The following is a 25835-nucleotide window of genomic DNA, read 5'->3' on the forward strand; positions in this document are numbered from 1 at the left end:
AGCAGTTCAATAGTTGAGACGGTGTCGACTATTCCAAACAGGAACGCGCTGAAGTTCGTAAGCCCAAGAAGGAGCTGCATGAAGCTCGACAAGAGGTTGAGTTTCTTGAAAAGGTTGCTGCGTACTTTGCGAACCACCAATAGTAAAGTACGCACTGATACAAGAGCATTTAGGGGCATTCCCGGTTAGCTTGATGTGTCGGTGTTTAAAAGTTTCAAGATCGGGTTATTATCGATGGCGGGGGCGGTTGCCACCTTCTGTGCTTTTCTATTCGGGTTATGCCTAGTGAGTGTCTGTCACATTCATACTTGTTTACGATCTTTATAAACTGGCTCAGCAGCGAAATTTTGCATACAAGGCCTTCGGTGGCCGCCGAAGATGCGGCTCAATTTATCCATGAGTGGAACGGGTTTTCAAAATTAGAGTTAGGCAAGAATAAATATATAAACGTATATTGTTTTCCTCTATTGCAGCTGGACAACATACGTTATGTACCAGTTACCGTAAATATGAATGTTGGAGCTAATATTGGAAGATAAATATCTTATTTTTTACCAATAATAAAGAATTGAGTAGTTTAAGGGTTAAAATGCTATTTTGTAAATTACTGGGAAGTGAAGTTTTGAGATTTTTATTGTATTTTTTTATTATTTTGACTGCTTCTTGTGCTACTAAAGTTAGTAATGGTTCGGGATGGGTAAAGCCAGAAACTACAACTATCAGCTGTGAAGACTTTCACAATGTACCTACCAAGCTGGGTATCGTGACTAATAACGTTTGGAATAAATATGCTGCAGAAGATGACCCTTGGTCCCAATGCTTGGAGAAGCGACTGGTAGAGGGGGAGTTACAATTTGGTTGGTCATGGTCTTGGCCTTTGGATCGACGGGTAATTTACTCCCAGCCACAAATAAAAATAGGATCTTCCCCCTGGGCGCCGGAGCCTAAGTTTGATGATGCATTCCCCTTAAAGATATCCAGTCTGGCGAATCTTGATATTTCATATCATACAGAAAGTAAGTCGAGTGGAGATTATAATACGGCTACGACGATGTGGTTAACTTCTGAAGCTTATAGAGGGCGTAAACCAAATCGTTCGGTAATTGCGGCTGAAATTATGATCTGGACATATTTTACTGATGGACATTTCAACCCTGCGGGGATAAAACATAGTGAGGTATCGATTAATGATTCAGTATGGGAGGTTTGGTACCATAAAAATTGGAAGGATATGTCGAGAGTAAATGATAATAATTGGGTGTATGTATCATTTAGGGCCAAGCAACCTTCCATGATTGCCACTATTCCTGGTTTGGAATTACTGAATTACGCAGTTCGAAATAGTTTAATCCCCAAGGGTCTATTTATTGCCGATATAGAACTTGGAAATGAAGTTATGAGTGGCTCTGGAATTACATGGGTAAAGGATTTTACAGTTGATTATCAGGTGAGAGAATTGTGAATTTGTAGATATTGTTGATTATATATTGCTACAAGTTTCGTTTCTCTGAAGGTCGAGATACCTATGCTGCCAGATAAAATCTATTTAATTGATAAATCCAAGGAGCTTGTGAAAGATTGGAGTGAAGTATTCGAAGATGTTGAAATTATAGACGTTATAGAGGGTGATTTCTTCTCCAAGTCAACTGATGTAATGGTTAGCCCTGCTAATAGCTTCGGAATTATGGATGGTGGGTTGGATTTGCTAATTAGGGATAGGCTCGGTTTTCAAGTAGAGGATCGGGTGCAAGCACGGATCAAATCCGACTTTCATGGTGAATTCCCGATAGGATCAGCTGTATTAGTACCTACCTCTCATGAAACTTGGCCATATTTAATATCAGCTCCAACTATGCGAGTGCCGGAAGATGTTTCCAATACGCTAAATGCATATTACGTTTTTCGAGCAATCTTAAACTCTGTGCAGCCATTTAACAGATCAAACTCCCCGGAGAGAATTAACTCGATTCTATGTGGGAACAGGTATAGGTAACTTATCGGCTAGGCGTTGTACAGGCCATATGCGAGCAGCCTATAACTCCTTATCCAAGCCTTCAAGAATACCCAGTTATACAGAAATACATACAACACATAGAGGGCTGCAATTAGCTTACTAGTGCATAGCAAGTATCTTTATAGAAAGTGAGTGAAAAATAGTCAGGAAAGCCTTAAGCTGCATTGAGTTGAGAAGTACATCTTCTTTTAGCAGATTAAGACGTTAAGCATAAGTACCAGTACTAAGGGGATACTCTATGGCGTTTGATTACGGCTCGATTGATTTGGGCCTGAAGAACCCTTTTAAGAAAGAAGGCCGGGTTACCGCAATTAGGGGGGGAGTTCAGTTTCTTGTTGCCCTAATCTTGCTGTTTATCGCTGCTGGCCAAGTGAAGTCGGACCCCGTAAGTGGTTGGGTGCTTGTCGTAGTGGGGGCAATTCTACTGGTCGGCGGTATAAGGGCTCTATCAGGCGGCATTTTGGCCTTATTGCGCTTCTTTGTTGGTCGAAATCATCCCGTATCATTAGCTTTTAACCATTCTAAATCTGAAACGAGTACGGCATCAGAAGAGAAAAATGAAGTGGCTTATACCGCTTCCGGCTTAGAAGAGATGTTAGTTGGCCGGAAGAATCCAACCTTTCTAGAGCCTAAGGGCTTCTTGGCTCGGGTATTACACAGTATCTTCCCTAAATTGCTTTATATGCCATACCCCATTCGAAATATGGCTCAGGCACAGTTTGGCGCATGGGTAAGTACATTAACTGTCTTGCTCTCTTATGTCATTGTCGCTTTTATTTGTCTCAGTGGTTTTGCTGGTGATATGGGAGAAAAGCTATTCCCGATGTACTCTGCCATCGCTTTACTTTATACATTGATTGTATGGCACTCTGCGAGTAAAGGTATTTCACGGGAAGCCCAGAAAAGTGTAGCGAGCCTTACGGGGGGAAGTATTGCAAAAACGATATTATTCTCGATTGTGGTGCCTCTGTTGCTAGGATTGGGGTTAAGTTTAGGCGTTGAGGCTTTTAAGGGGGAAGGTACTACTTCCCTAGATGGAATAATCAGTGTGTCCGGTGTATTGACTGAGGCTTTACCAAGCTTTAGCCCGTTCTTGTATATTCTTGGGGTTATATTTGTAGGCGCTGCTTGTAGTTTTGCTGTTGTCTATATGCTGCGCTTTAGAAGCGAAATTGCAAACCCGGTCACTGAGGTTTCTGAATTAAGGGATAACTGGCAGGAATCGGTTCACCCGAAGGAAATCTTTATAAACTTGGATAACCTTGTGATGGCAAATCGTCGTTATAAGGAAGTGCCTAATCGTATTTACAGAGAGCTTGATCCAAAACTTGAAGAGCAAGTGGATGGTAAAGGTTCATTCAATGGGGAAATGATCCAGGAAGTACAACCTACCGTTCGCCCTGTTGATTTGGGTGATAAATTCAAGCTGATTCGCGATATTAGTCTTTTCGCAGGTAATGCGCTCTATATCATTGTTACTGCGCTAGCTATTTGGCTTGCATATTCTTTGATTGATGTTATTCACTTCTTTCAGCCGGAATCTCTTACAGCCATTAAACAGGAGTTTGGCGCCTTAGACGAGGAAGCTGGCCGCTTAGCTCTGCTAGAACAGTATATTTCAGCAGGCGGCGCTCTCTGTATGACGCTAATTCACCTGCTATTGATAGGATTTATTCTTAATACATTTGCTCGCTTGTTGGTCAATGCGGCACATATCTTCTTTGCTGAGATGCAGTTTGAATCACTATTGGTGTATTTTAAATGCGAAGGGACATTCACTGAATCTAAGATCTCAACGGGCACTGGAATACATGACAGTACTCGTTCTGAAAATGTACTAGTCAGAAGTTCGATTACGCCTTGGGTGATAGTAACCAGGGTTGTCTCAAGTACATTTGCCGCATCTGGCATGAGAAACTTGGAGTATCCAAGGCATATACTTGAAATGCATAAGTCTGAACGCGACTTATCTGAAATCAGGGATGACGTAATTAGTTTCTTGAAAGATAGAGAGTCTATTGCCTCCATTACAAGCAGTAGAGACTTGGAAAACACTTCGAATATTCATGCTATTAATCAGCAAAGTCGTGCTCTGCCAATGACAGAACAGGGACAATTAGCTCAAGATGAAAATGCGGCTGGTTATTTGAGGCAAGAGGATAAGGACACGGTTGAGTAGGATTTACAGCCTTTTCTTTGGCTCTACTGTCACTTACCTTGAGTGAAAGTGATAAAAAAAGCTGGCAAGGTTCGGAGTCTCTGGACCAGAAAGAGAATTCCTGGTACCCCTTGCCAGCTGAGGGTACTAGGCTAGCAAATTACGTATTTTTAGTAATACTGAGCCCCTAAGATTGACCGTATTTGCTGGTAGAATTACAGAAAAGTACTGTTTTATCTTTATTGTTAGGTACACAAGACCACTTTTGTTGGTATTTAACAAGCTAGGTTATTATTCTGGAAGCAGCTCTAGCACTGTGTGAGACTCTTCTTTTGTGACTTTCAGGTTATAAGATTTACTCAGACAGAGGACGGTATCTTCTATATGATTCAGGTCATAAACCCCACTAACAAGTAGTCTACTAGTGTTCTGGTCTCTCGTCACAAGTGGTGTATTTGTAAAGCGATTTAGCGATATTAGAAGTTCTGTTAATCTGATGTTATCAGCCTTTGTAAATCCACTTCCCCAATCCTTATAGCTGGAAACCTCAAAACCTTTGATTGCACCGGTGTTGTGCTCAGTTACTTTGAGCATCTCACCCTTCTTTATTTCGGCGCGATTTTTATTTTGTTTTATCGGGCTGACAGTGATATTCCCTTCGAGAACAGTGACTTCTGTTATTCCATATCGCTGGTCAATATTGAAAGTGGCCTTATGTGTACGGATCAATGCTTGTCGTGATTCTACTATAAATGGCCAGGTTACCTCTTTACAAATGCTTATTTGGGCCTCCCCATTTAATAGACGTATGCGTCTGCGTGTCTCTGAATAATTGACGAGTACTTTAGTTGTGGCACTCAACTTTATATGGCTGCCATCGGGGAGGGTTTGTTTAGATATTTCCTTGGGCGCTGTTTGGTAACGGCATTTAAATGGCTCCCGTGTCTTTAAATCTTCCATACTTTTCCCCTCGGCTTGGCTCGAAAGCAGAATTGGTCCTTATAGGTGGGACCTTAGTCCGTTTTATATATTTTATTGTGAGCGCCTGACTTTTTATTATTCCACCTGATTGGGGAATTAATAGGGCATGCTTGTCTCCGATACTGGCTCTTATCTTGCGACGCTTTCTTTTCTTTTTTAAGGGGGATTTGTTGTGGTTTTATTAAATGGTCATGACTAGAGAGCTATTTTGCTGTGTTTTACCGTACTACGATAAATTTTATCTGCTTGGAGGTAGGTTATCTTGGCCTGAACCGGGGGATTGTTGCTTTTTTGTGAAATAAACAGGGGGCTTATTAGGGTGGCCTGGGTTACTTCGTGATAGACGATTCAGAGAGTCTCCACGGGAACACTTACTTTTTCGATGTAAAAGAGCTTTAAACGCCATCAGGGGCTAAAGTTGGAGACGTATGAGTTTGGTACATATGTGATATTTGGCATAAAGATTGCTCCTTTTATCTTGTGGGTAGAAGTTCATATTGTGGGAATCGTAAAGGAATTGTTCATCAAGGGAGCTGAAAATGTCGTCACTCTATTTTTCATCGCATGCCATGCCACTTAGAGTCCCAAGTTACTGCTGCTTTGAACTTGGGTCCTGTTCGGACATAGAGTATGAAAGTTACAAAATAGCCCTGTTTAAAAAGGGGATTGCGCTTATCCATCTCAAATTTTCTGATGATTCTGCTGAAGTGATGGAGGATATTGTCAATACCATTGGGTTGGTACATGAGCATGATTCTATGGGGCGAACGGTTTGGGATGTGAGGATTGGTGGTGAGACAGGCGATGAGGCATTGGCTATATCTCATAGTGATAGAGAATTCTTCTTGCACAATGACGGTGCTTTTGAATCGGAGATGCCTGGCTACTTTGGTCTCTTCGTTGTGCACGCTGATATGCATGGAGGCGGAGAAAATATTCTTGTCTGTGCCGACAGGATAATCGAGAGCCTCTCCGATAAAACTTTCCAGGTGCTTTCAAGTAGTAAGTTTAAACTGCGTGTTCCTGAAGAGTTTCGCAAGTCGTCTGAGTTTATAGAGGCATCCTTAATTGATGAGAGCCATGGTTTCAGATACAGGTATGATATTATCGAGCGTGAGTATTGCTCTTCAGATGAGCTTGATGCTTTACGTGAGCTGGAGCTAAAAATATCGTTGCCACATAATATGTTTAAGGTTAGGTTGAATAATAATCAGATATTGTTATTGGATAATCGACGATACCTTCACGCAAGAACAGGAATTAAGGATAGGAAAAGGCACCTTAAACGAATACGTTTTAATATGCCTGCTATATCGAGGGTTGCTTAACGGGTGGTCATAGAGATAGTTATAGTTGGGTTGTTGCTTATTTTGGTAGCAGGTATGGCTCACGGAGCATTGGGATTTGGTTTCCCAATGCTTGCGACGCCTATTCTGGCACTTGCTTATGATTTGAAAACGGCAGTGGTGTTAACCATCTTGCCGTCGCTTTTGGTAATTATATCCAGCCTTTATAAGTGCCGAGATTATAGGATTAATTTTTCTAAATATAGTTTAGTAATATTATTGGTGTCTCTTGGAAGCCTTACCGGAACATGGCTGTTAACCTGGGCAAACCCGGATATTCTCAAGTTGTTACTAGCGGTATCAATCTTGATTTACCTGTTTTCCAATCGTTTAAGGGGTTATCTGTCCAAATTCTCCAGTCGGCCAGTACTTTTTCCTGTCATTATGGGCGGCTTGGCCGGGGTGATTGGTGGCGCAACTAATGCGATTGCGCCTCTACTGATGATTTACTTATTGGAAGTTGCCAGATCATCAAAGGAAGTAATCCTTATTTCCAATATTTGTTTCTTGATTGGCAAGCTGATACAGCTTTCTGTGCTTTCAGTTTACTTGAGTTTTGATGATTTGGAGTTGATGTCGCTATCTGCAATTACCGTATTTGCATATTTTGGACTTGTTATCGGATTTAAGCTTCAATCGAGGATTGATGAAGAACGATATCGTTCGATTATTCGGTATGCTTTATCAATTTTTATGTGTGTGCTGACTTATCAGGGAATTTCTAATTTGGTATTTCCTGATGGTGCGATTGTTTAGGTTCTCTGTTTGAGGTCTCACTGACTGTGACAATCAAATGCCCTAAGCTGGCTCTACTGAATAGCTCTGCTGTTGCAGGCTAATCATCTTTTCAAATGGTTGCAGAAGCTTGGAATACTCATTTTTATCTTCAAGTTGAGCCATAGCCAAGGCAATACTTTCAATGGTTGACAGACCATCCGCAACGGTGGTTTTCCGAATAGCGTAGTTGGATTTCAAGTCACCACTGAGATTGACTCTTGGAAGCTGTTGTAGCTTGGGATTCAGGTGAAGAATCTTTTTAGATTTTTTCCAAGTCGCATCTATAACAATTAGCTGTTCAATCTTTTCCAGCTGATTCTGGTGGCTAGGGGTATTGTTCCCTTCAGCTAATCGGGGTGTTTGGGGTAGCCATGATAGTGACGGATAGAGTAGAGCGCTGGGTGTATCGAGTAGCCTTTCCAGCTGTTGATTAGGAAGAGTTTCAGAAATAAGCATTTCACTGTTATTTAAACACAGGTTCGCCATACGCCCGGTATTGAACGGGTGCTTCTCTTCATGTGGGTGCTGTATGATCACCACTTTTATGGTATTAGCCAAGCTCACCAACGCACTGCAGTAGCAGACATTAGGCGGGCGCAGGCAGGTGCTACAGGTCTCTCTGGGCATTTTTCTACTTCAGGGGTACAGGGGCAGGTTTATGGCGAAAACGCAGCCTTCTAATAGTGTTCAGTGGCTGGCAGATATAGAGATTCCGCTAGCGAACAAATTTTATCGCATGTATGGATTTCGTGGCAAAGCCAAACGCCATGAGGACTGCGGGATAGTACGCGGCGAACGGGGGGAGGTGATTGCCTGCGGTTATTTGCGGCGCTATGAGAACTTTAAGCTCCTGGCCGGAGTTGCTGTTGCACCAGATCATCAAGGGCAGGGTGTTGCAAGGCAGCTGTTGATGCTCCTTGCTGAACGTTTTGATAGTGACACCTATACATTTCCCTACGACCACCTAGAGCCTTTTTACTCCTCTTTGGGGTTTGAGAGGGTTGAAGTGAATGAGTTAAGTGGCCCTGTTGGGGATTTATTCCGTAGTTACGTAAAGCAGGGGCGCTCGATTCTGGCGATGGTCTACCGTTAGCCTTGGGAAGGTTATTATTTTCAGGTTGGCTTTGAATTAGAAAGAATTACTGTGCAAAGGTGTGTAGCACCTCTAGCTTTGGAATTTTAGTTCTTTCGGGGGCAGATTATAGGTAGGGCAGCACTGTAAAAGTGCTGCCCGAGTTGCTACTACCAGCTGCTATTAGTAAGTACTAATCTCCCAAATGGAGTAGCCGTACACGGTATTGCGTTCGGTGCAGTCAATCTTCAGGTAACGGTAGTTTCCCTCTACGGTGATTGCGTCGGTGCGTTCACCGGTTCCCATTCCGGAAAATGACTCAACAGTTGTCCAGTTGCTACCATCGGTACTGCCGAGCAGAGTGTAGGCAGCCGCATTGGCAGTTTCCCAGTCGATATTGAGGGTGCCAATGGACTGTACAGAGCCCAAGTCATAAGTCAGGCTGACATTGTCCACACCGTGGGCGCTCTCCCAGCGGGTATTGCTATCTCCGTCGATTGCCAGTTCAGCACTTTGCAGTTCAGAGGTTGCAGAGATACTTGAAGCCTGACCGTCGCCACCAGTTAAGCCCAGCTCCCAGATGGAGTAGCCATAGCTTGTGCTGCGCTCAGTGAAGTACAGGCGCACATATCGATAGCTTCCACTCAGGGAGTGCTCATCGGTTCTCTCTCCGGCGCTACCACCACTAAAGTTGGCCAGTGTGGTCCAGGAAATAGTGTCGTTACTGCCTTGTACCGCATAGGTCGCAGCGTTGGCGGTTTCCCAGTCGATTGTCAGGGTGTTCAGAGCTTCTGCCTCACCCAGGTCCAGTAGTACCCATACTGAGTCACCGCCATGGGCGCTTTCCCAGCGGGTGCTGCTGTTGCCATCAACTGCATTTGCGATGGGCTGGATTTCGTTGCTGGCGGTGACGGTAGCCTGTGCAATCAGGTCCTGGCTGCCAGCTTCACCGCTATCGCCAGAGTCTTCGCTGTCGCCCTCGTCGCCTCCACTATCGGAATCGTCACCGGAGTCATCGTTGCCGCCAATACCACCGGAGAAGTAGATATTGTCGATCTCGATATCGCTGATTTCTCCATCTACGCCTAGAAGCTCGAATAGTTGAACCACGTTAGACATGTCTACTTCGTCACTGAAGTCGCTTACGGGGATAGAGATCTGGTGCCACTGGCCATCCCGTGCGAAACCGTAGGGATCGGCGCCATTGGCAAAGTCAATCCACTTTTGTTCTACATCGTCAATGCTGCCGCTCTTCATGCCGATCTTAAAGGTCGTGGTGGAGCTGCTTTTCAAAGCAAAATTGAGCGTGGCGGTATCGTTGTCGAAGGCTGACATGTCGTAGTAATAGTCAGCAGTGAAAGCCATGCCAAACCAGCCAGCACCTGCGGAGGTGTAGGACAGGGACTCAGATCCTTCGTAAGGGGAAGGAGAAGTTTCGATCAGGGTTTCGCCCCAGATATACAGATTGCCATCAGTGCCCAGTTCGAAACTGGAGTCGGCCTCGGTGTTTTCACTGTATAGGGAGAAGGTACCGCTTGGCGTGGTTTTTTCGACGCTCTCACTAAAGTAAATATCGTCAATGGACAGGGTAAAGGCTTCTGACGGTCCATCGCCGCGCACCATAAATGCCTGGCTAATGGTGTTGTAGTCCACCCCAAATTTGCTTAGGGGGATACTCACCTCGTGCCATTGCCCATCGCGCTCCAGGCCAAAAGTATCGCCATCTACGCTCAGGTCCACCCAGGACTCACCACCGCTGGTACTGTTAATACCGATGCCGATAGTCTCTTCGCTAGTGGTTTTCATGCGGAAGTTCAGGTGACCATTTTGATAGTTCATCAAATTCAGGTCGTAGTGCATCCATACACCCATGCCATACCATTCGCCGGTATCGATTTGGAACTCCAGGGCATCACTCTCATCGACGCTGGATTGGCTTTCCATATTGTTCCAGACGTAGAGCTCGATATCAGTTCCAAACGTCAGGGATTCGGAAATATCGCTGCTGTCCCCGAACACGCCCAGGTTGCCGCTTTTTGCGGTATCGGTAGCCAGGGAGAGCTCGGTGCTGTAGCTGCTGTCATCGTTGTCGTAGATACGTACGTAGTCAACATACATCTTGGCGGGCATTGGGGCAGTGATCTCGCTGTTGTCATAGATCTGCGGGAAGATGCCGCCTACTGCTAGGTTGAGAATTAAAAAGTTATGCTGGCGAAATTCATCGAAGGCGGAATCACTGGTATCCGTCAAAGCTGCGATTTGGTTGGATTCGTCGTCCACCCACATAACGATGCTATCGGGCGTCCAGGTCATGCCGAAGATATGGTAATCCTCAGTGAGGTCGGAGCTGGAGCCGAAGTCCTCAACCAGATTTTGCGATACACCATAATCTGCCTGCCCGGTGTAGTCATCGGACTCGTGCCACCAGTGGAAGGCTCCGGAAATTTCAGAATTTACGACGCCGGCTTCTAGCGCTTCGGCCATACCCGCTTCGAGAATATCCAGTTCGCCACAGGCAGGCCAGCCGGCTTGACCGTAATCGCTGCCCAGTTGCCAGAATGCTGGCCATAGTCCCGCGTCCAAATCCGGTAATTTAATGCGAGCTTCAATGGTTCCGTATTTATAGGACAGGCGCCCGAGAGACTTTAGGCGAGCAGAAGTAAAGCTGCCGTCGCTTTCCTGTACGGCCTGAATAATCAGGTTGCCGTCTTTGACATAAGCGTTGTCGCTATCATCGGTGTAATTTTGTAACTCGTTGTTACCCCAGCCGGAGTTGCCAACATCGTAGGTCCAGACGGAAGTGTCGATAGTGTCTCCGTCAAAATTATCTTCCCAGACCAAAGTTTTCGCATTGGCTATTGAGGACACAAAGGTGCCGACAATAGCTGCGGCTATCGCTGATTTTTTAATAATCATAATTTTCTTTCGTTGTTAATTATTTATAAGAATAAAACGCCTGATAGGAATGGTGTGACACAGTTAAATGTTGCTTGTGGATTTAATGAATGCAGATTACTTAAATTGTAATTGCCTAAAATTCACGCGAAAAACAGGTGCTGGTCACGGGCAAAGCCTAGCAAAACGATTGTTCCACAGGAAAGCGAATTTAGACCTCTTGTCGTAGTTGTGGTCCTGTTTGTCGCATACACTTGAAAAGTTATTTTCTTGTAATTTTTTTACAAGAAAATAAATTCCTTTTTGTGTTTTTGTTTGCAAGTGTTTTGTGCGGGAATTCTGTTTTTGATTTTTCTGTGTTGGGCAAAAGTGCAAGCAAATTTAATCTGGATTTATTGTTGTTGTGCTTCCCCTCACACAGGATCATATCTTTAAAAGATAATATCTGCCGGTAGATAAGGTGGGTTTTGATGCTGGTGAAAAAATTGGGTGGCGTAAAAAAGAAAAAGGCGCTGCTATTTAGCGGCGCCCTTGTATTTTTAATGTCTACGGGGTCCCTGTGCGCATCGTGCAGGTGGGGTGCAGTTTCCATGGCGATGCTTGTGCCTTTTATGATGAGGGTGGCACTTATGGGAGTGTGGGCGACAGTTGTCATTACTATCGCTGTCTGAGCTTCCGCCGGAGAAATAGATATCGTCAATTTCAATATCGCTGATATCTCCATCGACGCCCAGTAGTTCAAATAACTGAATAACATTTGACATATCTACCTCGCTACTGAAATCAGTAACGGGGATTGATATCTGGTGCCACTCGCCATCCCGCGCGAATTCATAAGGATCGGAGCCGCTGGCAAATTCAATCCACTGCTGGCCAATATCGCTGACGCTACCGCTCTTCATGCCAATCTTAAAGGTGGTTTCTGAGCTGGTTTTCAGGGCGAAATTCAGCGTTGCAGTATCATTATCGAAGGCGGATAGATCGTAGTAGCTGTCGGCAGTAAATGCCATTCCAAACCAGCCAGCCCCGGAGGAGTAATAGGAGAGGGATTCTTCACCTTCGAATGGGGTTTGAGTGGCCTCTAGCAGGGTATCGCCCCAAATATACAGGTTGCCATCAGTTCCCAGTGTGAAAGTTGAATTGGCCTCTGTAGTTTCGGTGTAGAGAGAAAAGACACCGGTTGGGGCTGTTTTTTCCACACTTTCGCTAAAGTAGATATCGTCAATGGATAGGACAAAATCTTCAGAGGCGGCATCACCTCGAATCATAAATGCCTGACTGATAGTGTTGAAGTCCACTCCCAATTTACTCAGGGGAATACTTACCTGATGCCATTCGCCATCGCGCTCCAGGCCGTAGGTACTATCACCATCCACCAAGTCTACCCAGGCATCTCCGCCACCAGTACTGGAAATACCAATGCCGATAGTTTGGCTGCTGGTGGTTTTCATTTTGAAATTGAGATGACCGTTTTCGTAGTTCATTAGGTTTAGGTCATAGTGCATCCAGAAACCCATACCGAACCATTCACCAGCGGTAATATCAAACTCGAGGGCTTCATCACCCTCGGCAGCTTCGGCGCTGACAGTAGCTGACATGCTGTTTTGGTTCCAGACATACAGCTCGGTATCGGTGCCAAGCTCCAGGGATTCGGCGAGGTTGCTACCCTCGGAAAATACGCCGATATCACCTGTTTTGGCAGTGTCTTCTGCCAGGGAGATTTCTGTGCTGTAGCTGCTGTCGTCGTTATCGTAGATGCGAACATAGTCCACATACATTTTGGCGGGCATTGGTGCGGTGATTTCACTGTTAGCGTAAATCTCTGGGAAGACGCCACCTACCGCTAAGTTCAGGATCAGGAAGTGGTGTTGGCGGAACTCGTCAAATGCGGGGTCTTCACTGCCGATGCTAATAATTTCATTGGCTTCGTCGTCGACCCACATGACGATGCTGTCCGGTGTCCAGGTCATACCGAAAATATGGTAGTCCTCAGTGAGGTCAGTGCTGGAGCCGAAGTCATCAACAAGGTTTTTCGATTGGCCGTAGTCTGCCTGGCCGGTGTAATCATCGGATTCATGCCACCAATGGAAAGCGCCGGAAACTTCTGAGTTGACCGTGCCGGCACTGAGAGCGTCGGCCATGCCCGCCTCGAGAATATCCAGTTCGCCGCAAGCGGGCCATCCTACTTGGCCGTAGTCGCCACCCAGCTGCCAGAAGGCGGGCCACAATCCGGCATCCAGGTCGGGTAATTTAATGCGGGCTTCAATGGTGCCGTATTTATAAGTCATACGACCCAGGGATTTCAGGCGGGCGGAAGTAAAACTGCCGTCGTCGTTTTGCAGTGCTTGAATAATAAGGTTGCCATCTTCAACATAGGCATTGGCGCTATCATCGGTGTAGGTTTGCAGCTCATTGTTACCCCAGCCTGAGTTGCCCACATCGTAAGTCCAAACGGACTTATCAATACTGTCGCCGTCGAAATTATCTTCCCAGACCAAAGTTTTTGAATTGGCAAGTGAGGACACACAGGCGCCTACAATAGCAGCCGCGATCGCTGATTTTTTTAAATTCATGATTTTGTCTTTCTTTAATTATCTATGGGGGTGCCAACTTCATTGTATTTTTATAATGGCGGTGATCTGCCACGATGATTAATGCTTGTTGGGCTTGGGGATTTATCTGCTTTTTTATTGTGATATTTATATATTCAGTACAGCAGTAACAGACTAACAAAAAGCCGATTGTTGCATAGGGAAAGCCCGGGCCCTTTATCGTGAGACTGGTCCAACTTATCGCATATACAAAATTTTTCTGCTTTAAAATTAGAATCAGCCAGTGCGTATTAATGTGTTTTTACATTGTTTACGTTTTTATTTTTAAATTTGTTGTTGCTTATTGGATTGCCCGCTTGAAATTATTTGCTGATTTAAGACCCCTTTTAAAATTTAAATTCTAATTTAAAGGTGGGCCGGCGGCGGAAATTAGAATTGGCAACCTGGTTCCCATAGGTAGTTTTACTTTTCTAGAGTGCTGCCGCCGCTTGCGAGCGCTTCGGCAGCGTGAGATTTATCTTTTGGTGTCGGCACCAGTGTGCAGCCGGCGTGGATTGATTTTTTGAAGGGGTTGTGGCTTCACCACTGAGAGGCGGTTGTATATTTGGTATGGGGCAGCTTACTTAAAGTGGAATTTGTAAGCTTGCTGCAGGTCGGCACCCAGAATAAGAGCCCACTTCTGTGCTGTAATATTTGGTTGTGGCCCAGGAGCGGTTGAATAGGAAGAAACGGTGGAATACAGAGAGATAATTGAGCTTGCCAGAGAGTTGGGCGGGGAGCTGGAAAAGAGAGATTGGCGTGTGACGTCGGCAGAATCTTGCACCGGTGGTGCGATTGCGGCGGCTATTACCTCTATAGCGGGTGCTTCGAATTGGTTTGATGGATCGATCGTGAGCTATGCGAATCGTATCAAGAACGGTGTTCTGGGTGTCGACAGCAATGATCTCAAGCAGTTTGGGGCAGTGAGTGAGCCGGTCGTCCGGCAGATGGCTTGTGGGGTTCTGGCGATGATGGATGCCAATCTCGCCGTTGCGGTCAGTGGTATCGCAGGGCCTGATGGTGGCACTGCCGAGAAGCCGGTAGGTACAGTTTGGATCGCCTGGGCCCATGCGGAGGGGCAAGAGCCAGTGCAGATTGATGCGAAGTGTTTTCTGTTCAGTGGTAACCGGGCAGAGGTGCAATCGCAGACGGTCGTTGAGGCGCTGAAGGGAATGTTAAAGGTTGTCCGTGAGCACCCGGTTTGAACCTGTCCGCCGGGTCAATCTTTGTTCGTTTGCTCCAGCTTCAGACTTCTTTTTGAAGCGAGGCTCGCTCAGCCTGAAGCTGGTACTCAGTATGAGGAATTACTGGTTGCCTATACAGTAATCCTTCGTTAAGCTTGCCACCACTCAATTCAGCTCAGAAATACGGGAATGGTCATGGATTCCAATAAAGACAAGGCATTAAAAGCGGCGCTATCTCAGATTGAACGTCAGTTCGGTAAAGGCACTGTGATGCGTATGGGAGACAAGGAGCGCGAGCGTATTCCTGCGATCTCCACCGGCTCCCTCGGCTTGGATGTGGCCCTGGGTATAGGCGGCTTGCCGCGTGGCCGTATCGTTGAAATCTATGGACCAGAATCCTCCGGTAAAACCACCCTCACCTTGCAGGTGATTGCCGAGGCCCAGCGCAATGGTGGTACTTGTGCTTTCGTAGATGCTGAGCACGCCCTCGACCCTATCTATGCTGAAAAACTGGGTGTCAACGTCGATGAGTTGATCGTATCCCAGCCGGATACCGGTGAGCAGGCTCTGGAAGTTGCCGATATGCTAGTGCGCTCCGGTGCCGTTGATGTGCTGGTAGTGGACTCCGTTGCGGCCCTGACCCCGCGCGCTGAGATCGAAGGTGAGATGGGTGATTCCCACGTGGGCTTGCAGGCTCGTTTGATGTCCCAGGCTCTGCGTAAGCTCACTGGTAATATCAAGAACACCAACACCCTGGCAATCTTCATTAACCAGATTCGCATGAAGATCGGTGTTATGTTCGGCAGCCCTGAAACCACCACTGGTGGTAATGCCCTCAAGTTCTACTCTTCTGTGCGCTTGGATATCCGTCGTATCGGTTCCGTTAAGGATGGCGATGAGGTGGTGGGTAACGAAACCCGAGTGAAAGTGGTTAAGAACAAGGTAGCTCCTCCGTTTAAGCAGACCGAGTTCCAGATCATGTATGGCGAAGGCATTAACATGATTGGTGAAATCGTCGATTACGGCGTGAAGATGGGGCTGGTGGATAAAGCGGGGGCTTGGTACAGCTACAAGGGCGACAAGATTGGCCAGGGCAAGGCGAACGCTACCAAGTTCCTGCGCGATAACCCCGACATTCGCAACGAGATTGAAGGTCAGCTGCGTGCGCAGCTGCTCGGTGATTTAGTGCCTGCGACCCCTGAAGAGGCTGCGGAATTACCGGAAGAGTAAATGCCGTACTCAAAAGCGGATTTTTCCGTTGATCCAGCTCAAGCGCTTTTCAGCGCGGCGCTTGAGCTGTTGACCCGCCGCGAGCACTCCCGCCATGAATTGAGGCAAAAGCTCGCGGCAAAATTCCCCAGCGCCGATTTCGACACGCTTTTTGAGCGCCTACACGAACTCAACTATCAATCCGATCAACGCTTTGCCGAAGTTTTTGCCCGCTCCCGTGTCCAGCGCGGTCAGGGGCCGATGCGTATTCGCCAGGAGCTACAGCAGCGCGGCGTGCGCGGTGAACTAATTGCCCAGGCGCTGGATCAGTTGGAAGTGGATTGGTTTGAGTTAGCTGCGGAAATGCTGCAGAGAAAATACCGGGCCCCTATGAGCGCAGAGCTTCCACGGGATCAGTGGATGAAGGAGCGAGCGCGGCGCCAGCGATACCTGGCTTACCGGGGCTTCCCCACGGACGCGATTAGCTGGGCGCTGGACGGCAATTAATCGGGCTTATACTCTGACTACTACCTGAATGACTGGTCGATAGGTTTCGGCCATTTTTCAGGTACAGAAAGAGACTAAAAGAATAAGCGCGAGAACCCTATGATCCTGTCTATTGACCAGGGCACCACTGGTACCACAGCTTTTATCTTCGATAGTAAGGGCCACCTGATTGGTCGCAGTTACTCGGAAATTCCCAATCGTTATCCCCAGCCTGGCTGGGTTGAGCAGGATGCGGAAGAGATTTGGTCGGTAACTCTCCGGGTCTGTGCCGCAGCACTCCAGCGCGCTGGTGTTCGCGCGTCGGATATCACCGCAGTGGGAATTACTAACCAGCGCGAGACCACGATCGTCTGGGATAGGTATACCGGCGAGCCGGTTTTTCCTGCGATTGTGTGGCAGTGCCGGCGCTCGGCGGAGGTATGCCGGGAGTTGGGGGAACTCGGCAGGTCTGATTGGTTGCGAGAGCGCAGTGGCCTATTGCTGGATGCTTACTTTTCCGCAAGTAAGTTGACTTGGCTGTTCCGCCGTAACCCGGATTTACTAACCCGAGCTCAAAATGGCGACCTGTGTTTCGGCACCGTAGATAGCTGGTTGATCTGGAAAATGAGCGGTGGCAAAGCCCATCTCACCGATCACACCAATGCCAGTCGTACCCTCCTGTACAACATAAAAGATAAAGCCTGGGATAGTGAGCTGCTGGATTTTTTCCAGTGCCCTGAATCCATTCTTCCCAGAATTCTACCGTCGGCTGGCCACTTTACCGATACAGACCCCCACGCTTTTCTCGGCACATCGGCTCCGATTTGTGGTGTTGCCGGGGATCAGCAGGCAGCACTGTTTGGCCAGGGTTGTACCGAGCCCGGTAGTATAAAAAACACCTACGGAACTGGCTGCTTTATGCTGGCTTTTGCCGGCGAGGATCGCCCGGAGCTACCCCAGGGGTTGCTGGCTACAGTGGCCTGTGATGCCCAGGGTAATCCGGCCTATGCCGTAGAGGGTTCAGTTTTCACAGCGGGCTCCGCTATACAGTGGTTGCGGGACGAGATGGGAATGATCCAGCAGGCGGTGGATACCGAAATTATCGCCCAGAGTATTCCTCATACCCGCGGCGTTTATCTTGTGCCTGCATTTAGTGGGCTGGGTGCGCCGCACTGGGACCCATCGGCACGGGGGACTATTTGCGGCTTGAGTCGGGGGGCTGGTCGAGCTGAGGTGGTGCGTGCCACTTTGGAATCTATAGCTTACCAGAGTGATGAGCTGGCCCGCTTGATGGAGCAGGCCCTGGGCTTGCCGATTACCCATATGCGTGTGGATGGGGGTGCTTGCGCGAATAATTTCCTGATGCAATTCCAGGCGGACATTTCCTCTTTGCGTGTTGAACGGCCCCAGCAGATTGAATCGACGGCTATTGGTGCTGCGTTGCTGGCTGGTATTGGCAGTGGAACTTGGCGACCAAGGGAATTACCGGAGTGTTTGCAGGAAATTGAACGGGACTTTATGCCGGCAATGACTCAGGCGGAGAGGGAGCAGTTGTTGGCTGGTTGGCGGAGGGCGGTAAAAGCCTGTAAAGCTTTTTAGGCTGGACCGCCTATCCTCTTAGCGTAATAACCTAAGGGAGGGGTAGAGATGTCACATATCGATATGCTGGAGGAAACTGTAGCAACATTGGTCGATGGTCAAAGAGGCATCCTGGCTGCCGATGAGAGTGGCGGCACTATTGCAAAGCGCTTTGCCACGATTGGAGTGGATTCCACTGAGAAAAACCGGCGCGACTACCGTGCTGCGCTGCTGTCCTGTAAGGGGTTGGGTGAATGTATCAGTGGCGTTATTTTGTTCGAGGAAACTCTGGGGCAAAAAGATACTGAGGGCCAGCCCTTGCCCCAAGTCGCTGCGTTACAAGGGATAGTGCCGGGCATTAAGGTGGATAAGGGCAAGGGCCCCCTGCCTGGAGCGCCTGGGGATATGATCACCTACGGGCTGGACGGGTTGTCTGAGCGCTTGCAGCAATATAAAAAGCAAGGAGCTCGCTTCGCCAAGTGGCGTGAAGTCTATCCTATAGGCCATCACAACCCCACGCGCCTGGGGCTTACCGCAAATGCTGAGATGTTGGCCCGCTATGCAGCGGTATGCCAGGCCGAAGGGGTGGTTCCTATTGTCGAGCCAGAGGTTCTGATGGACGGTGAGCACGATATAGAGCGCAGTGCGGCGGTAAATGAGCGGGTTTGGCACTCTGTATTCCACGCCCTCCACCAGCACGGGGTAATACTGGAGCTGATGTTGCTCAAACCCAGTATGGTAACCCCAGGTGCGGAGGCGGAAACGGCTGATCCTGAGCAGGTGGCCGAATATACCCTGCGCAGCTTGCGGCGAACGGTCCCCGCAGCAGTGCCGGGAATTAACTTCCTTTCCGGGGGGCAGGGGCCAGAAGAGGCCACAGCTAATCTCAATGCAATGAATCAGCAGGGTGGTGGCCCCTGGCAGTTGAGCTTTTCCTATGGGCGCGCACTACAAGAGCCAGCACTCGCTGCTTGGCAAGGGCGCCCGGAGAATGTTGAAGCAGCTCAGGAAGCGCTACTTAAACGGTCCCGCATGAATCATTTGGCCATGCTGGGCAGGTACCGCGAAACCCTGGAATAGCAAATAGCTAGCAAAATAATAATCAATAAGGAGATTGCAATGGAGTTTGTCACCAGGGGAGTGACGCTGTATTACCGGCGCTGGTGGGTAGAAGAAGCTGTGGGTGTAGTAGTTATATCTCACGGGTTGGGAGAGCACAGTGGGCGTTACAGTGAGCTGGCAGAAGATCTCAATCGAGCAGGGTACAGTGTCTATGCCCTAGATCATTATGGCCATGGATTGTCGGATGGGAAGCGCGGGGATATTGAGGATTTTGCACTTTATAGTGAGGATCTAAATGAATTTATCTCCTTGGTAAAAAGTGGAAACCCTGGGCTTGGGATGCATCTTCTTGGCCACAGTATGGGAGCTGTTATCGCCTGTGGCTGTGCTATTCGATATAAGCCTGTCGACAGTTTAAATCTTTCCGCACCGGGCTTTCGCGGCAAAAGTGAGCCAAAAGGCCTTCTGTTATGGCTCGCGCTATTTTTGGCTCGCTGGTTTCCGGGGTTGGCTCTTTCCAGCCAGATAAATAGTCAGTGGATATCTCGTAGTCCGGATGTGGTCAAGCGGTATGTCAGTGATGAACTTGTGCATCACAGCATCTCTCTGCGCTGGTTTAAGACTTTTTTGCAGGAGCGGGAGTTTTTATCTGGCCGGTTGGATGGGATATCCATGCCTTGCCTTCTGTTATTGCCGGAATCAGACCATATTGTCGATGTGGAACTCAGCCGCAAGTGGTTTGGACAGATGGGGTCAAAAAACAAGCAGTTGCACTGTTTCTCAAGGTCTTACCACGAGGTATTTAATGAAATAGAGGAGGGGCGTTTAGCCCGGGAGTTGTTACTTAGCCATCTCAATTCTGTTTCAGTAGAGACTGCTTCTGTCATATAAGGGTAAAAAAGCGCAAAGCCAGCAGGTGGCGCAGCAGAAGCTATGGCGAATACCGTGTAAAAGCGTATGAAGCATTGTATGATACGCGGTCATTTTTGCCCATCGGAAGTATTACCGAGGGAAAATAGTGGGGTGGAACATGGATAAAAAGTTGCTGAGCCTGTTGGTATGTCCGGTGAGTAAAGCGCCGCTTGAATACCGGGAGGACACACAGGAGCTGGTCTGCAAGGCCAGCGGTCTAGCCTATCCGGTGCGGGACGGTATACCGGTAATGCTGGAATCTGAAGCGCGGCAGCTGACAGCCGAGGAAAAGCTGGAAAAGTAAACCAATGGGTGAACCCAGCGTTTTCAGTCAAATTATCTCGGGAGATATCCCTGCTGAGATGATCTACGAGGACGACCAATGTGTCGTTATTGAGGATCGCGCGCCACAAGCGCCGACCCATCTCCTCATTATCCCACGCAAACCCCTAGTGAATTTATCCGCTGCTCAGGCTGAGGATAAATCCCTGCTCGGCCACCTTATGTGGCTGGCGGCAGAACTGGGGCGCAAGCTGGGGCTCGAGGGCTATCGACTGGTAGTTAATAACGGTCGAAGCGCAGGTCAAACCGTATTTCACCTGCATGTTCACCTGCTTGCCCAAAAAAGAATGCCCGAACAAGGGCTGGCACAGTAGTGGAACAGAAGTGACACCGTGTCACTGACGCCAATCAAATAAAACTCAACTAACGAAGTGGAATTACGCCGGATGAAAAGCGCACAGATTCGCGACGCCTTTCTGAATTATTTTGCTGAGCAGGGCCATGCTATTGTGCCCTCCAGCTCCCTGGTTCCGGGCAATGACCCGACGCTGTTATTCACCAATGCCGGCATGGTGCAGTTTAAGGACACCTTCCTGGGGCAGGAAAAGCGTTCCTACAATCGCGCCACCAGTTCTCAGCGCTGTGTGCGTGCAGGAGGCAAGCATAACGACCTCGAAAATGTCGGTTACACCGCACGGCACCACACGTTTTTTGAAATGCTCGGTAATTTTAGCTTCGGCGACTACTTCAAGCGCGAAGCGATTCGCTTTGCCTGGGAATTCCTGACCAAAGTATTGAACTTGCCGGAGGAGCGTCTTTGGGTAACCGTACATATCAGCGATGATGAAGCCGCTGATATTTGGCTGAAGGAAATGGGAGTGAGTGCCGAGCGCTTCTCCCGTCTCGACGAGGATAACTTCTGGCAGATGGGTGACACTGGTCCCTGCGGTCCAAGTTCTGAGATTTTCTACGATCACGGTGCCGATGTGCCCGGCGGCCCTCCCGGTTCCGATAATGACGACCTCGATCGCTATATCGAGATCTGGAACCTGGTATTTATGCAGTATGAGCGCACCGCTGATGGTGAACTGCACCCACTGCCCAAGCCCTCAGTGGATACCGGCATGGGGCTGGAGCGTATTGCCGCCGTAATGCAGGGAGTACACTCCAATTATGAAATTGACTTGTTCCAAGCGCTGCTGAAAGCGGCGGGAGAAGTGGTTGGCTGCAGCGACCTGGAAGAGAAATCCCTGCGAGTGATCGCCGACCATATCCGCTCTTGTTCATTCTTGATTGCCGATGGCGTAATGCCTTCCAACGAAGGCCGTGGATTTGTACTTCGCCGCATTATTCGCCGCGCAGTACGCCATGGCCACAAGCTTGGGCACAAAGACATCTTCTTCTACAGACTGGTAGAAGCGCTCGCCGAGCAGATGGGTGACGCATACCCGGAGCTGCGTGAAAAGCAGCAGGTGATTGAGAATGCGCTGCGCAAAGAGGAAGAGCAGTTTGCGAAGACTCTGGATAAGGGAATGGCGCTGCTAGAAGATGCCCTGGCTTCCCTCGAAGGCAGTGAGATCCCCGGTGAGTTGGTATTTACTCTGCATGATACTTACGGCTTCCCGACAGACTTAACCCAGGATATTGCCCGTGAGCGCGGTCTATCCCTGGATATGGATGGATATGAAGCTGCTATGGAAGCCCAGCGCCAGAGAGCTCGCGCTGCCGGTAAATTTAAACAGGACTATACCGATGTCCTCGAACTGGAAGGGGCTACAGAGTTTCTCGGTTACAACGCGACCGAGGCAACAGGCAAAGTGTTGGCCATCGTTAAAGGTGGTGAGCAGGTTGAACGCTTGGAAGAAGGTGAAGAGGGTGCAATTGTTCTGGATCGGACTCCCTTCTACGCAGAGTCCGGTGGTCAGGTAGGTGATAGTGGCTATTTGAGTTCCACTGATGCCTGCTTTGAAGTGCGCGATTGCACCAAGCAGAGCGCGCACCATTTGCATACTGGTAAGGTGTTGAAGGGGGGCATCGCTGTGGGCGAAACCCTTGAGGCAGTCGTATCTGCAGATGTTCGTCAATCCACCGCCCTGAATCACTCTGCAACCCATCTATTACATGCCGCCTTGCGCAAAGTGCTGGGCGAGCATGTTACCCAGAAGGGTTCCCTGGTGGACTCGGAGCGCTTGCGCTTTGACTTCTCCCACCCCGAAGCCGTAACGGCAAAGCAGTTACACGCGATTGAATCCCTGGTTAATAGTCAAATTCGCGCAAATACTCCAGTTGAAACTCACGAAACCGATATTGAGTCTGCAAAAGCGATGGGCGCTATGGCGCTATTCGGCGAAAAGTACGGCGATACTGTGCGTGTACTTTCCATGGGCAAAACCGATGACAAGGCTTTTTCCGTTGAGTTGTGTGGCGGTACTCACGTGAAGCGCACCGGTGATATCGGTTTGATTCGCATTGTTGGGGAAAGCGGTATTGCTTCCGGTCAGCGCCGAATCGAAGCGGTTACTGGTGCTCACGCAATGTCTCTGTTCGATCAGGCACAGCAGCGTCTGGAGCATGTAGCGACTCTGCTTAAGGCGCGTCCGGACTCCTTGGCTGACAAAGTTGAACAGTTGCTGCTTAACAATCGAAAACTGGAAAAAGAGATTGCCCAGTTAAAAACCAAGTTGGCCAGTGGTGCTGGCGGAGACCTTTCCGCTCAGGCCATTGAGTTGGCGGGCTTTAAGTTGTTGGCAACCTCTATTGATGGAGCTGACCCCAAATCACTGAGAGATCTGGCGGATCAAATGAAGAACAAGCTGGGCAGCGGCGTGGTGTTGCTGGCGGCTCCGGGCGACGAAAAGGTGGCTTTGGTTGCCGCAGTGACCCAAGACCTGACAGACCGTCTTTCTGCGGGTGACCTTATGCGCTTTGCTGCCGGGAAGCTGGGTGGCAAGGGTGGCGGTCGAAAAGATATGGCCCAGGGTGGTGGAACCGATGTATCTGCGCTCCCTAATATGCTGAAAGAAGTGCCAAATTGGATAGAGCAATCCTTAAACTAGTTAAGTTTTGTCAAATTAGTGGTCTGAATTCGTAGTTGAGTTGATTTCGCAGAGGTTTGGTGATTAAGTGCGCGCCTGCACGAGTTGGGCAGGAAGCGTACTTATTGTGGAGCTAAGGAAACACAGTAAGTTATGAGTTTGTTCGTGCAGAAGTATGGCGGAACTTCAGTTGGCTCAATTGAGCGAATTGAAGCTGTGGCCGATAAAGTCGCCGCGTTTCGCGCTCAGGGACATGACATGGTTGTCGTATTGTCTGCCATGAGTGGTGAAACAAATCGCCTGATTGATCTCGCTTATCAAATCCAGGAAAAACCAGACCCCAGAGAATTGGATGTTCTGGTTTCCACAGGAGAGCAGGTCACAATTGCCCTTTTGAGCATGGCTCTGAAGAAGCGTGGTTATGACGCCTGTTCCTACACGGGTGGGCAGGTAAAAATTCTTACGGATAATGCTCATACCAAAGCTCGCATTCAAAGTATCGATGTGGAGCGAATGCGCACCGATCTCGATGAAGGCAAAGTCATAGTTGTGGCTGGTTTTCAGGGGGTGGATGACGACGGCAATATCACCACACTTGGGCGCGGCGGGTCTGACACGACGGGTGTGGCGTTAGCTGCGGCGTTAGATGCTACCGAGTGCCAGATTTATACCGACGTGGACGGGGTCTATACCACTGACCCTCGAGTGGTCGACAGTGCACGCAGACTCGAACGAATCACATTTGAAGAAATGTTGGAAATGGCCAGTCTTGGCTCCAAGGTTCTGCAGATCCGCGCCGTAGAGTTCGCCGGTAAATACAAGGTTCCCCTGCGCGTACTCTCAACTTTTGAAGAGGGTAACGGGACCCTGATTAGCCTGGATGAGGAAGATAACGATATGGAACAGCCAGTTGTATCCGGTATCGCGTTTAATCGCGATGAAGCAAAACTGACAATTCGTGGAGTGCCGGATACCCCTGGGGTTGCATGCCGAATCCTGGCACCGGTCGGCGCTGAAAATATCGAAGTCGATGTTATTGTTCAAAATATCAGCGCTGTCGATGGCACGACTGATTTCACCTTCACTGTTCACCGCAATGATTTAGGTAAGGCTCGTGATGTTTTAGAGCGAGTTTCTGCGGAACTTGGTGCGCGAGAGGTGATCACAGACGACAAGATCGCCAAGGTTTCTATTGTTGGCGTAGGTATGCGTTCACATGCAAATGTGGCAAGTCGTATGTTTAGTGCCCTGGGTGAAGACAATATCAATATCCAAATGATCACTACTTCTGAAATTAAGATCTCAGTGATTATTGACGAGCGTTATTTAGAGTTGGCTGTTCGGGCGCTGCATAGCGAATTTGAGCTTTCAGACAAAGAAAGGTAACGAGATTTTATAGCCGGCCTGCAGGCGGAAAAAACAACCAATTACAATTCAGTGGCTCGACGTAGCATGCAACCTGTTGAGATTTTGTTCGACTGGTCAATACTGAAGAGTGTGAAGGTTAGTTTTTAGCCTTTTGTGCACCGCCATCCGGTTATGATGACCAAGTAAGAGCAGTTCCAGGGGAACGCCGGCTGCTCTTTATCACAGGATGATCAAGGAGAAGTAGGTAATGTTGATTTTAACCCGCCGAATTGGCGAAACGCTGATGGTTGGCGACAATGTCACGGTTACCGTGCTGGGGGTGAAAGGCAATCAGGTGCGTATTGGTGTCAATGCCCCTAAAGAAGTTGCCGTGCACCGTGAAGAAATTTATCAGCGCATCCAGCGCGAGAAGCAATCCTCCGAGGAGGGTGGCAACGAGTAGTGAAACAGTTCCCTAAAAAAGGCCGGCTTTCCGGCCTTTTTTATTTTGTGCTGTAGATATTTTCACCGGTGACTTTGGCGGAAAAGTCTTTTTTTTGAACGTCTTGCCCATTTCCTGTTCGAGAAGACAAAAAAGTGCAAAAAGTTATTGATTCCCCATTGCTTTTTGCCGAGCCGTTGGTATTATGCCGCCCACTTTCAGCGAGCAACCAAACAGGTTCAGCGACGCGAAAGACCTCCTCGGAGGTGGCCTGAAAGCGGAGCTTCCGCTGCGGCTTAAAAGGAGAGATGGCCGAGTGGCTGAAGGCGCGCCCCTGCTAAGGGCGTATGGGTTAACACTCATCGAGGGTTCGAATCCCTCTCTCTCCGCCATTATTTAAGTCTTCCTTGTGAGGACTTGAGTCTTGAAAAAAGAAATTTTTTAAGGCTTGTAAAAGAAGGTGT

The 25835-nt window shown here is 48.4% G+C and carries 21 protein-coding genes and 1 tRNA gene; 18 read left to right on the forward strand and 4 right to left on the reverse strand.

The window, feature by feature from the left end; all coding sequences use genetic code 11:
• Window positions 1-622 precede the first annotated feature (622 nt).
• From ACJJIN_RS00515 to ACJJIN_RS00525, 3 genes are all read left to right on the forward strand, one after another.
• Window positions 623-1462: a GH12 family glycosyl hydrolase domain-containing protein gene (locus ACJJIN_RS00515; RefSeq protein WP_444896470.1), complete on the forward strand. Its 840-nt coding sequence runs from the start codon at window positions 623-625 to the stop codon at window positions 1460-1462.
• Between the two features lie 63 nt (window positions 1463-1525).
• Window positions 1526-1993, forward strand: a complete 468-nt coding sequence (locus ACJJIN_RS00520; protein ID WP_444896471.1) for a macro domain-containing protein — start codon at window positions 1526-1528, stop codon at window positions 1991-1993.
• A gap of 259 nt (window positions 1994-2252) precedes the next feature.
• A complete protein-coding gene (locus tag ACJJIN_RS00525; RefSeq protein WP_444896472.1) occupies window positions 2253-4193 on the forward strand; it encodes a hypothetical protein in 1941 nt (646 codons plus the stop codon).
• Window positions 4194-4463: 270 nt separating this feature from the next.
• On the opposite strand, the gene ACJJIN_RS00530 is transcribed toward ACJJIN_RS00525, so the two are convergent.
• A complete protein-coding gene (locus ACJJIN_RS00530; RefSeq protein WP_413662894.1) occupies window positions 4464-5132 on the reverse strand; it encodes a FecR family protein in 669 nt (222 codons plus the stop codon).
• A gap of 560 nt (window positions 5133-5692) precedes the next feature.
• Between ACJJIN_RS00530 and ACJJIN_RS00535 the strand changes: the two genes are divergently transcribed.
• The gene (locus ACJJIN_RS00535; RefSeq protein ID WP_282933761.1) at window positions 5693-6481 is read left to right on the forward strand and encodes a TauD/TfdA family dioxygenase; all 789 of its coding nucleotides are present in this window, start codon (window positions 5693-5695) and stop codon (window positions 6479-6481) included.
• Between the two features lie 3 nt (window positions 6482-6484).
• A complete protein-coding gene (locus ACJJIN_RS00540; RefSeq protein ID WP_444896473.1) occupies window positions 6485-7255 on the forward strand; it encodes a sulfite exporter TauE/SafE family protein in 771 nt (256 codons plus the stop codon).
• 42 nt (window positions 7256-7297) lie between these two features.
• Here the strand turns inward: ACJJIN_RS00540 and ACJJIN_RS00545 are convergent, their stop codons facing one another.
• Entirely contained in the window at window positions 7298-7903 is a 606-nt protein-coding gene (locus tag ACJJIN_RS00545; RefSeq protein ID WP_444896474.1) for a tRNA-uridine aminocarboxypropyltransferase, read from the reverse strand.
• A 31-nt stretch (window positions 7904-7934) separates the two neighbouring features.
• Here ACJJIN_RS00545 and ACJJIN_RS00550 point away from each other — a divergent pair, with 31 nt between their 5' ends.
• Entirely contained in the window at window positions 7935-8369 is a 435-nt protein-coding gene (locus ACJJIN_RS00550) for a GNAT family N-acetyltransferase (RefSeq protein ID WP_444896475.1), read from the forward strand.
• A gap of 162 nt (window positions 8370-8531) precedes the next feature.
• Here the strand turns inward: ACJJIN_RS00550 and ACJJIN_RS00555 are convergent, their stop codons facing one another.
• Window positions 8532-11264, reverse strand: coding sequence for a discoidin domain-containing protein (locus ACJJIN_RS00555; RefSeq protein WP_444896476.1), 2733 nt, complete (start codon window positions 11262-11264; stop codon window positions 8532-8534).
• A gap of 518 nt (window positions 11265-11782) precedes the next feature.
• Window positions 11783-13816 (reverse strand): glycoside hydrolase family 16 protein, encoded by a 2034-nt coding sequence (locus tag ACJJIN_RS00560; RefSeq protein WP_444896477.1) that lies wholly within the window; start codon window positions 13814-13816, stop codon window positions 11783-11785.
• Between the two features lie 710 nt (window positions 13817-14526).
• Here ACJJIN_RS00560 and ACJJIN_RS00565 point away from each other — a divergent pair.
• The 12 genes from ACJJIN_RS00565 to ACJJIN_RS00620 all read left to right on the forward strand — a co-directional run bounded on the left by ACJJIN_RS00565 (window position 14527) and on the right by ACJJIN_RS00620 (window position 25763).
• On the forward strand, window positions 14527-15039 hold the full coding sequence (locus ACJJIN_RS00565) for a CinA family protein (RefSeq protein ID WP_413662887.1): 513 nt from the start codon (window positions 14527-14529) through the stop codon (window positions 15037-15039).
• A 174-nt stretch (window positions 15040-15213) separates the two neighbouring features.
• Window positions 15214-16248: a recombinase RecA gene (recA, locus tag ACJJIN_RS00570; protein ID WP_108735301.1), complete on the forward strand. Its 1035-nt coding sequence runs from the start codon at window positions 15214-15216 to the stop codon at window positions 16246-16248.
• A complete protein-coding gene (locus ACJJIN_RS00575) occupies window positions 16249-16734 on the forward strand; it encodes a regulatory protein RecX (RefSeq protein WP_413662886.1) in 486 nt (161 codons plus the stop codon).
• Between the two features lie 99 nt (window positions 16735-16833).
• Window positions 16834-18312: a glycerol kinase GlpK gene (gene glpK / locus ACJJIN_RS00580; protein ID WP_444896478.1), complete on the forward strand. Its 1479-nt coding sequence runs from the start codon at window positions 16834-16836 to the stop codon at window positions 18310-18312.
• 48 nt (window positions 18313-18360) lie between these two features.
• Window positions 18361-19371, forward strand: a complete 1011-nt coding sequence (locus ACJJIN_RS00585; RefSeq protein WP_444896479.1) for a class I fructose-bisphosphate aldolase — start codon at window positions 18361-18363, stop codon at window positions 19369-19371.
• Between the two features lie 39 nt (window positions 19372-19410).
• Complete coding sequence (locus tag ACJJIN_RS00590) at window positions 19411-20244, forward strand: alpha/beta hydrolase (RefSeq protein WP_444896480.1); 834 nt, start codon at window positions 19411-19413, stop codon at window positions 20242-20244.
• A 139-nt stretch (window positions 20245-20383) separates the two neighbouring features.
• Window positions 20384-20569, forward strand: a complete 186-nt coding sequence (locus ACJJIN_RS00595) for a Trm112 family protein (RefSeq protein ID WP_108734085.1) — start codon at window positions 20384-20386, stop codon at window positions 20567-20569.
• Between the two features lie 4 nt (window positions 20570-20573).
• Window positions 20574-20921 (forward strand): histidine triad nucleotide-binding protein, encoded by a 348-nt coding sequence (locus ACJJIN_RS00600; RefSeq protein ID WP_413662882.1) that lies wholly within the window; start codon window positions 20574-20576, stop codon window positions 20919-20921.
• A gap of 72 nt (window positions 20922-20993) precedes the next feature.
• Window positions 20994-23603: an alanine--tRNA ligase gene (gene alaS / locus ACJJIN_RS00605; protein WP_444896481.1), complete on the forward strand. Its 2610-nt coding sequence runs from the start codon at window positions 20994-20996 to the stop codon at window positions 23601-23603.
• Window positions 23604-23735: 132 nt separating this feature from the next.
• The gene (locus ACJJIN_RS00610; protein ID WP_444896482.1) at window positions 23736-24968 is read left to right on the forward strand and encodes an aspartate kinase; all 1233 of its coding nucleotides are present in this window, start codon (window positions 23736-23738) and stop codon (window positions 24966-24968) included.
• Window positions 24969-25197: 229 nt separating this feature from the next.
• A complete protein-coding gene (gene csrA, locus ACJJIN_RS00615) occupies window positions 25198-25392 on the forward strand; it encodes a carbon storage regulator CsrA (protein ID WP_091391203.1) in 195 nt (64 codons plus the stop codon).
• Window positions 25393-25673: 281 nt separating this feature from the next.
• Window positions 25674-25763 (forward strand) — tRNA-Ser (locus ACJJIN_RS00620).
• Window positions 25764-25835: the final 72 nt, after the last annotated feature.

The sequence above is a fragment of the Microbulbifer maximicatervae (SeqCode) genome (assembly GCF_052467505.1).

Coding starts and splice junctions, on each gene's coding strand:
- ACJJIN_RS00520 (WP_444896471.1), top strand. CDS start 1,526: ATGCTGCCAGATAAAATCTATTTAATTGATAAATCCAAGGAGCTTGTG.
- ACJJIN_RS00525 (WP_444896472.1), top strand. CDS start 2,253: ATGGCGTTTGATTACGGCTCGATTGATTTGGGCCTGAAGAACCCTTTT.
- ACJJIN_RS00530 (WP_413662894.1), bottom strand. CDS start 5,132: ATGGAAGATTTAAAGACACGGGAGCCATTTAAATGCCGTTACCAAACA.
- ACJJIN_RS00535 (WP_282933761.1), top strand. CDS start 5,693: ATGTCGTCACTCTATTTTTCATCGCATGCCATGCCACTTAGAGTCCCA.
- ACJJIN_RS00545 (WP_444896474.1), bottom strand. CDS start 7,903: ATGCCCAGAGAGACCTGTAGCACCTGCCTGCGCCCGCCTAATGTCTGC.
- ACJJIN_RS00550 (WP_444896475.1), top strand. CDS start 7,935: ATGGCGAAAACGCAGCCTTCTAATAGTGTTCAGTGGCTGGCAGATATA.
- ACJJIN_RS00555 (WP_444896476.1), bottom strand. CDS start 11,264: ATGATTATTAAAAAATCAGCGATAGCCGCAGCTATTGTCGGCACCTTT.
- ACJJIN_RS00560 (WP_444896477.1), bottom strand. CDS start 13,816: ATGAATTTAAAAAAATCAGCGATCGCGGCTGCTATTGTAGGCGCCTGT.
- recA (WP_108735301.1), top strand. CDS start 15,214: ATGGATTCCAATAAAGACAAGGCATTAAAAGCGGCGCTATCTCAGATT.
- ACJJIN_RS00575 (WP_413662886.1), top strand. CDS start 16,249: ATGCCGTACTCAAAAGCGGATTTTTCCGTTGATCCAGCTCAAGCGCTT.
- glpK (WP_444896478.1), top strand. CDS start 16,834: ATGATCCTGTCTATTGACCAGGGCACCACTGGTACCACAGCTTTTATC.
- ACJJIN_RS00585 (WP_444896479.1), top strand. CDS start 18,361: ATGTCACATATCGATATGCTGGAGGAAACTGTAGCAACATTGGTCGAT.
- ACJJIN_RS00590 (WP_444896480.1), top strand. CDS start 19,411: ATGGAGTTTGTCACCAGGGGAGTGACGCTGTATTACCGGCGCTGGTGG.
- ACJJIN_RS00595 (WP_108734085.1), top strand. CDS start 20,384: ATGGATAAAAAGTTGCTGAGCCTGTTGGTATGTCCGGTGAGTAAAGCG.
- ACJJIN_RS00600 (WP_413662882.1), top strand. CDS start 20,574: ATGGGTGAACCCAGCGTTTTCAGTCAAATTATCTCGGGAGATATCCCT.
- alaS (WP_444896481.1), top strand. CDS start 20,994: ATGAAAAGCGCACAGATTCGCGACGCCTTTCTGAATTATTTTGCTGAG.
- ACJJIN_RS00610 (WP_444896482.1), top strand. CDS start 23,736: ATGAGTTTGTTCGTGCAGAAGTATGGCGGAACTTCAGTTGGCTCAATT.
- csrA (WP_091391203.1), top strand. CDS start 25,198: ATGTTGATTTTAACCCGCCGAATTGGCGAAACGCTGATGGTTGGCGAC.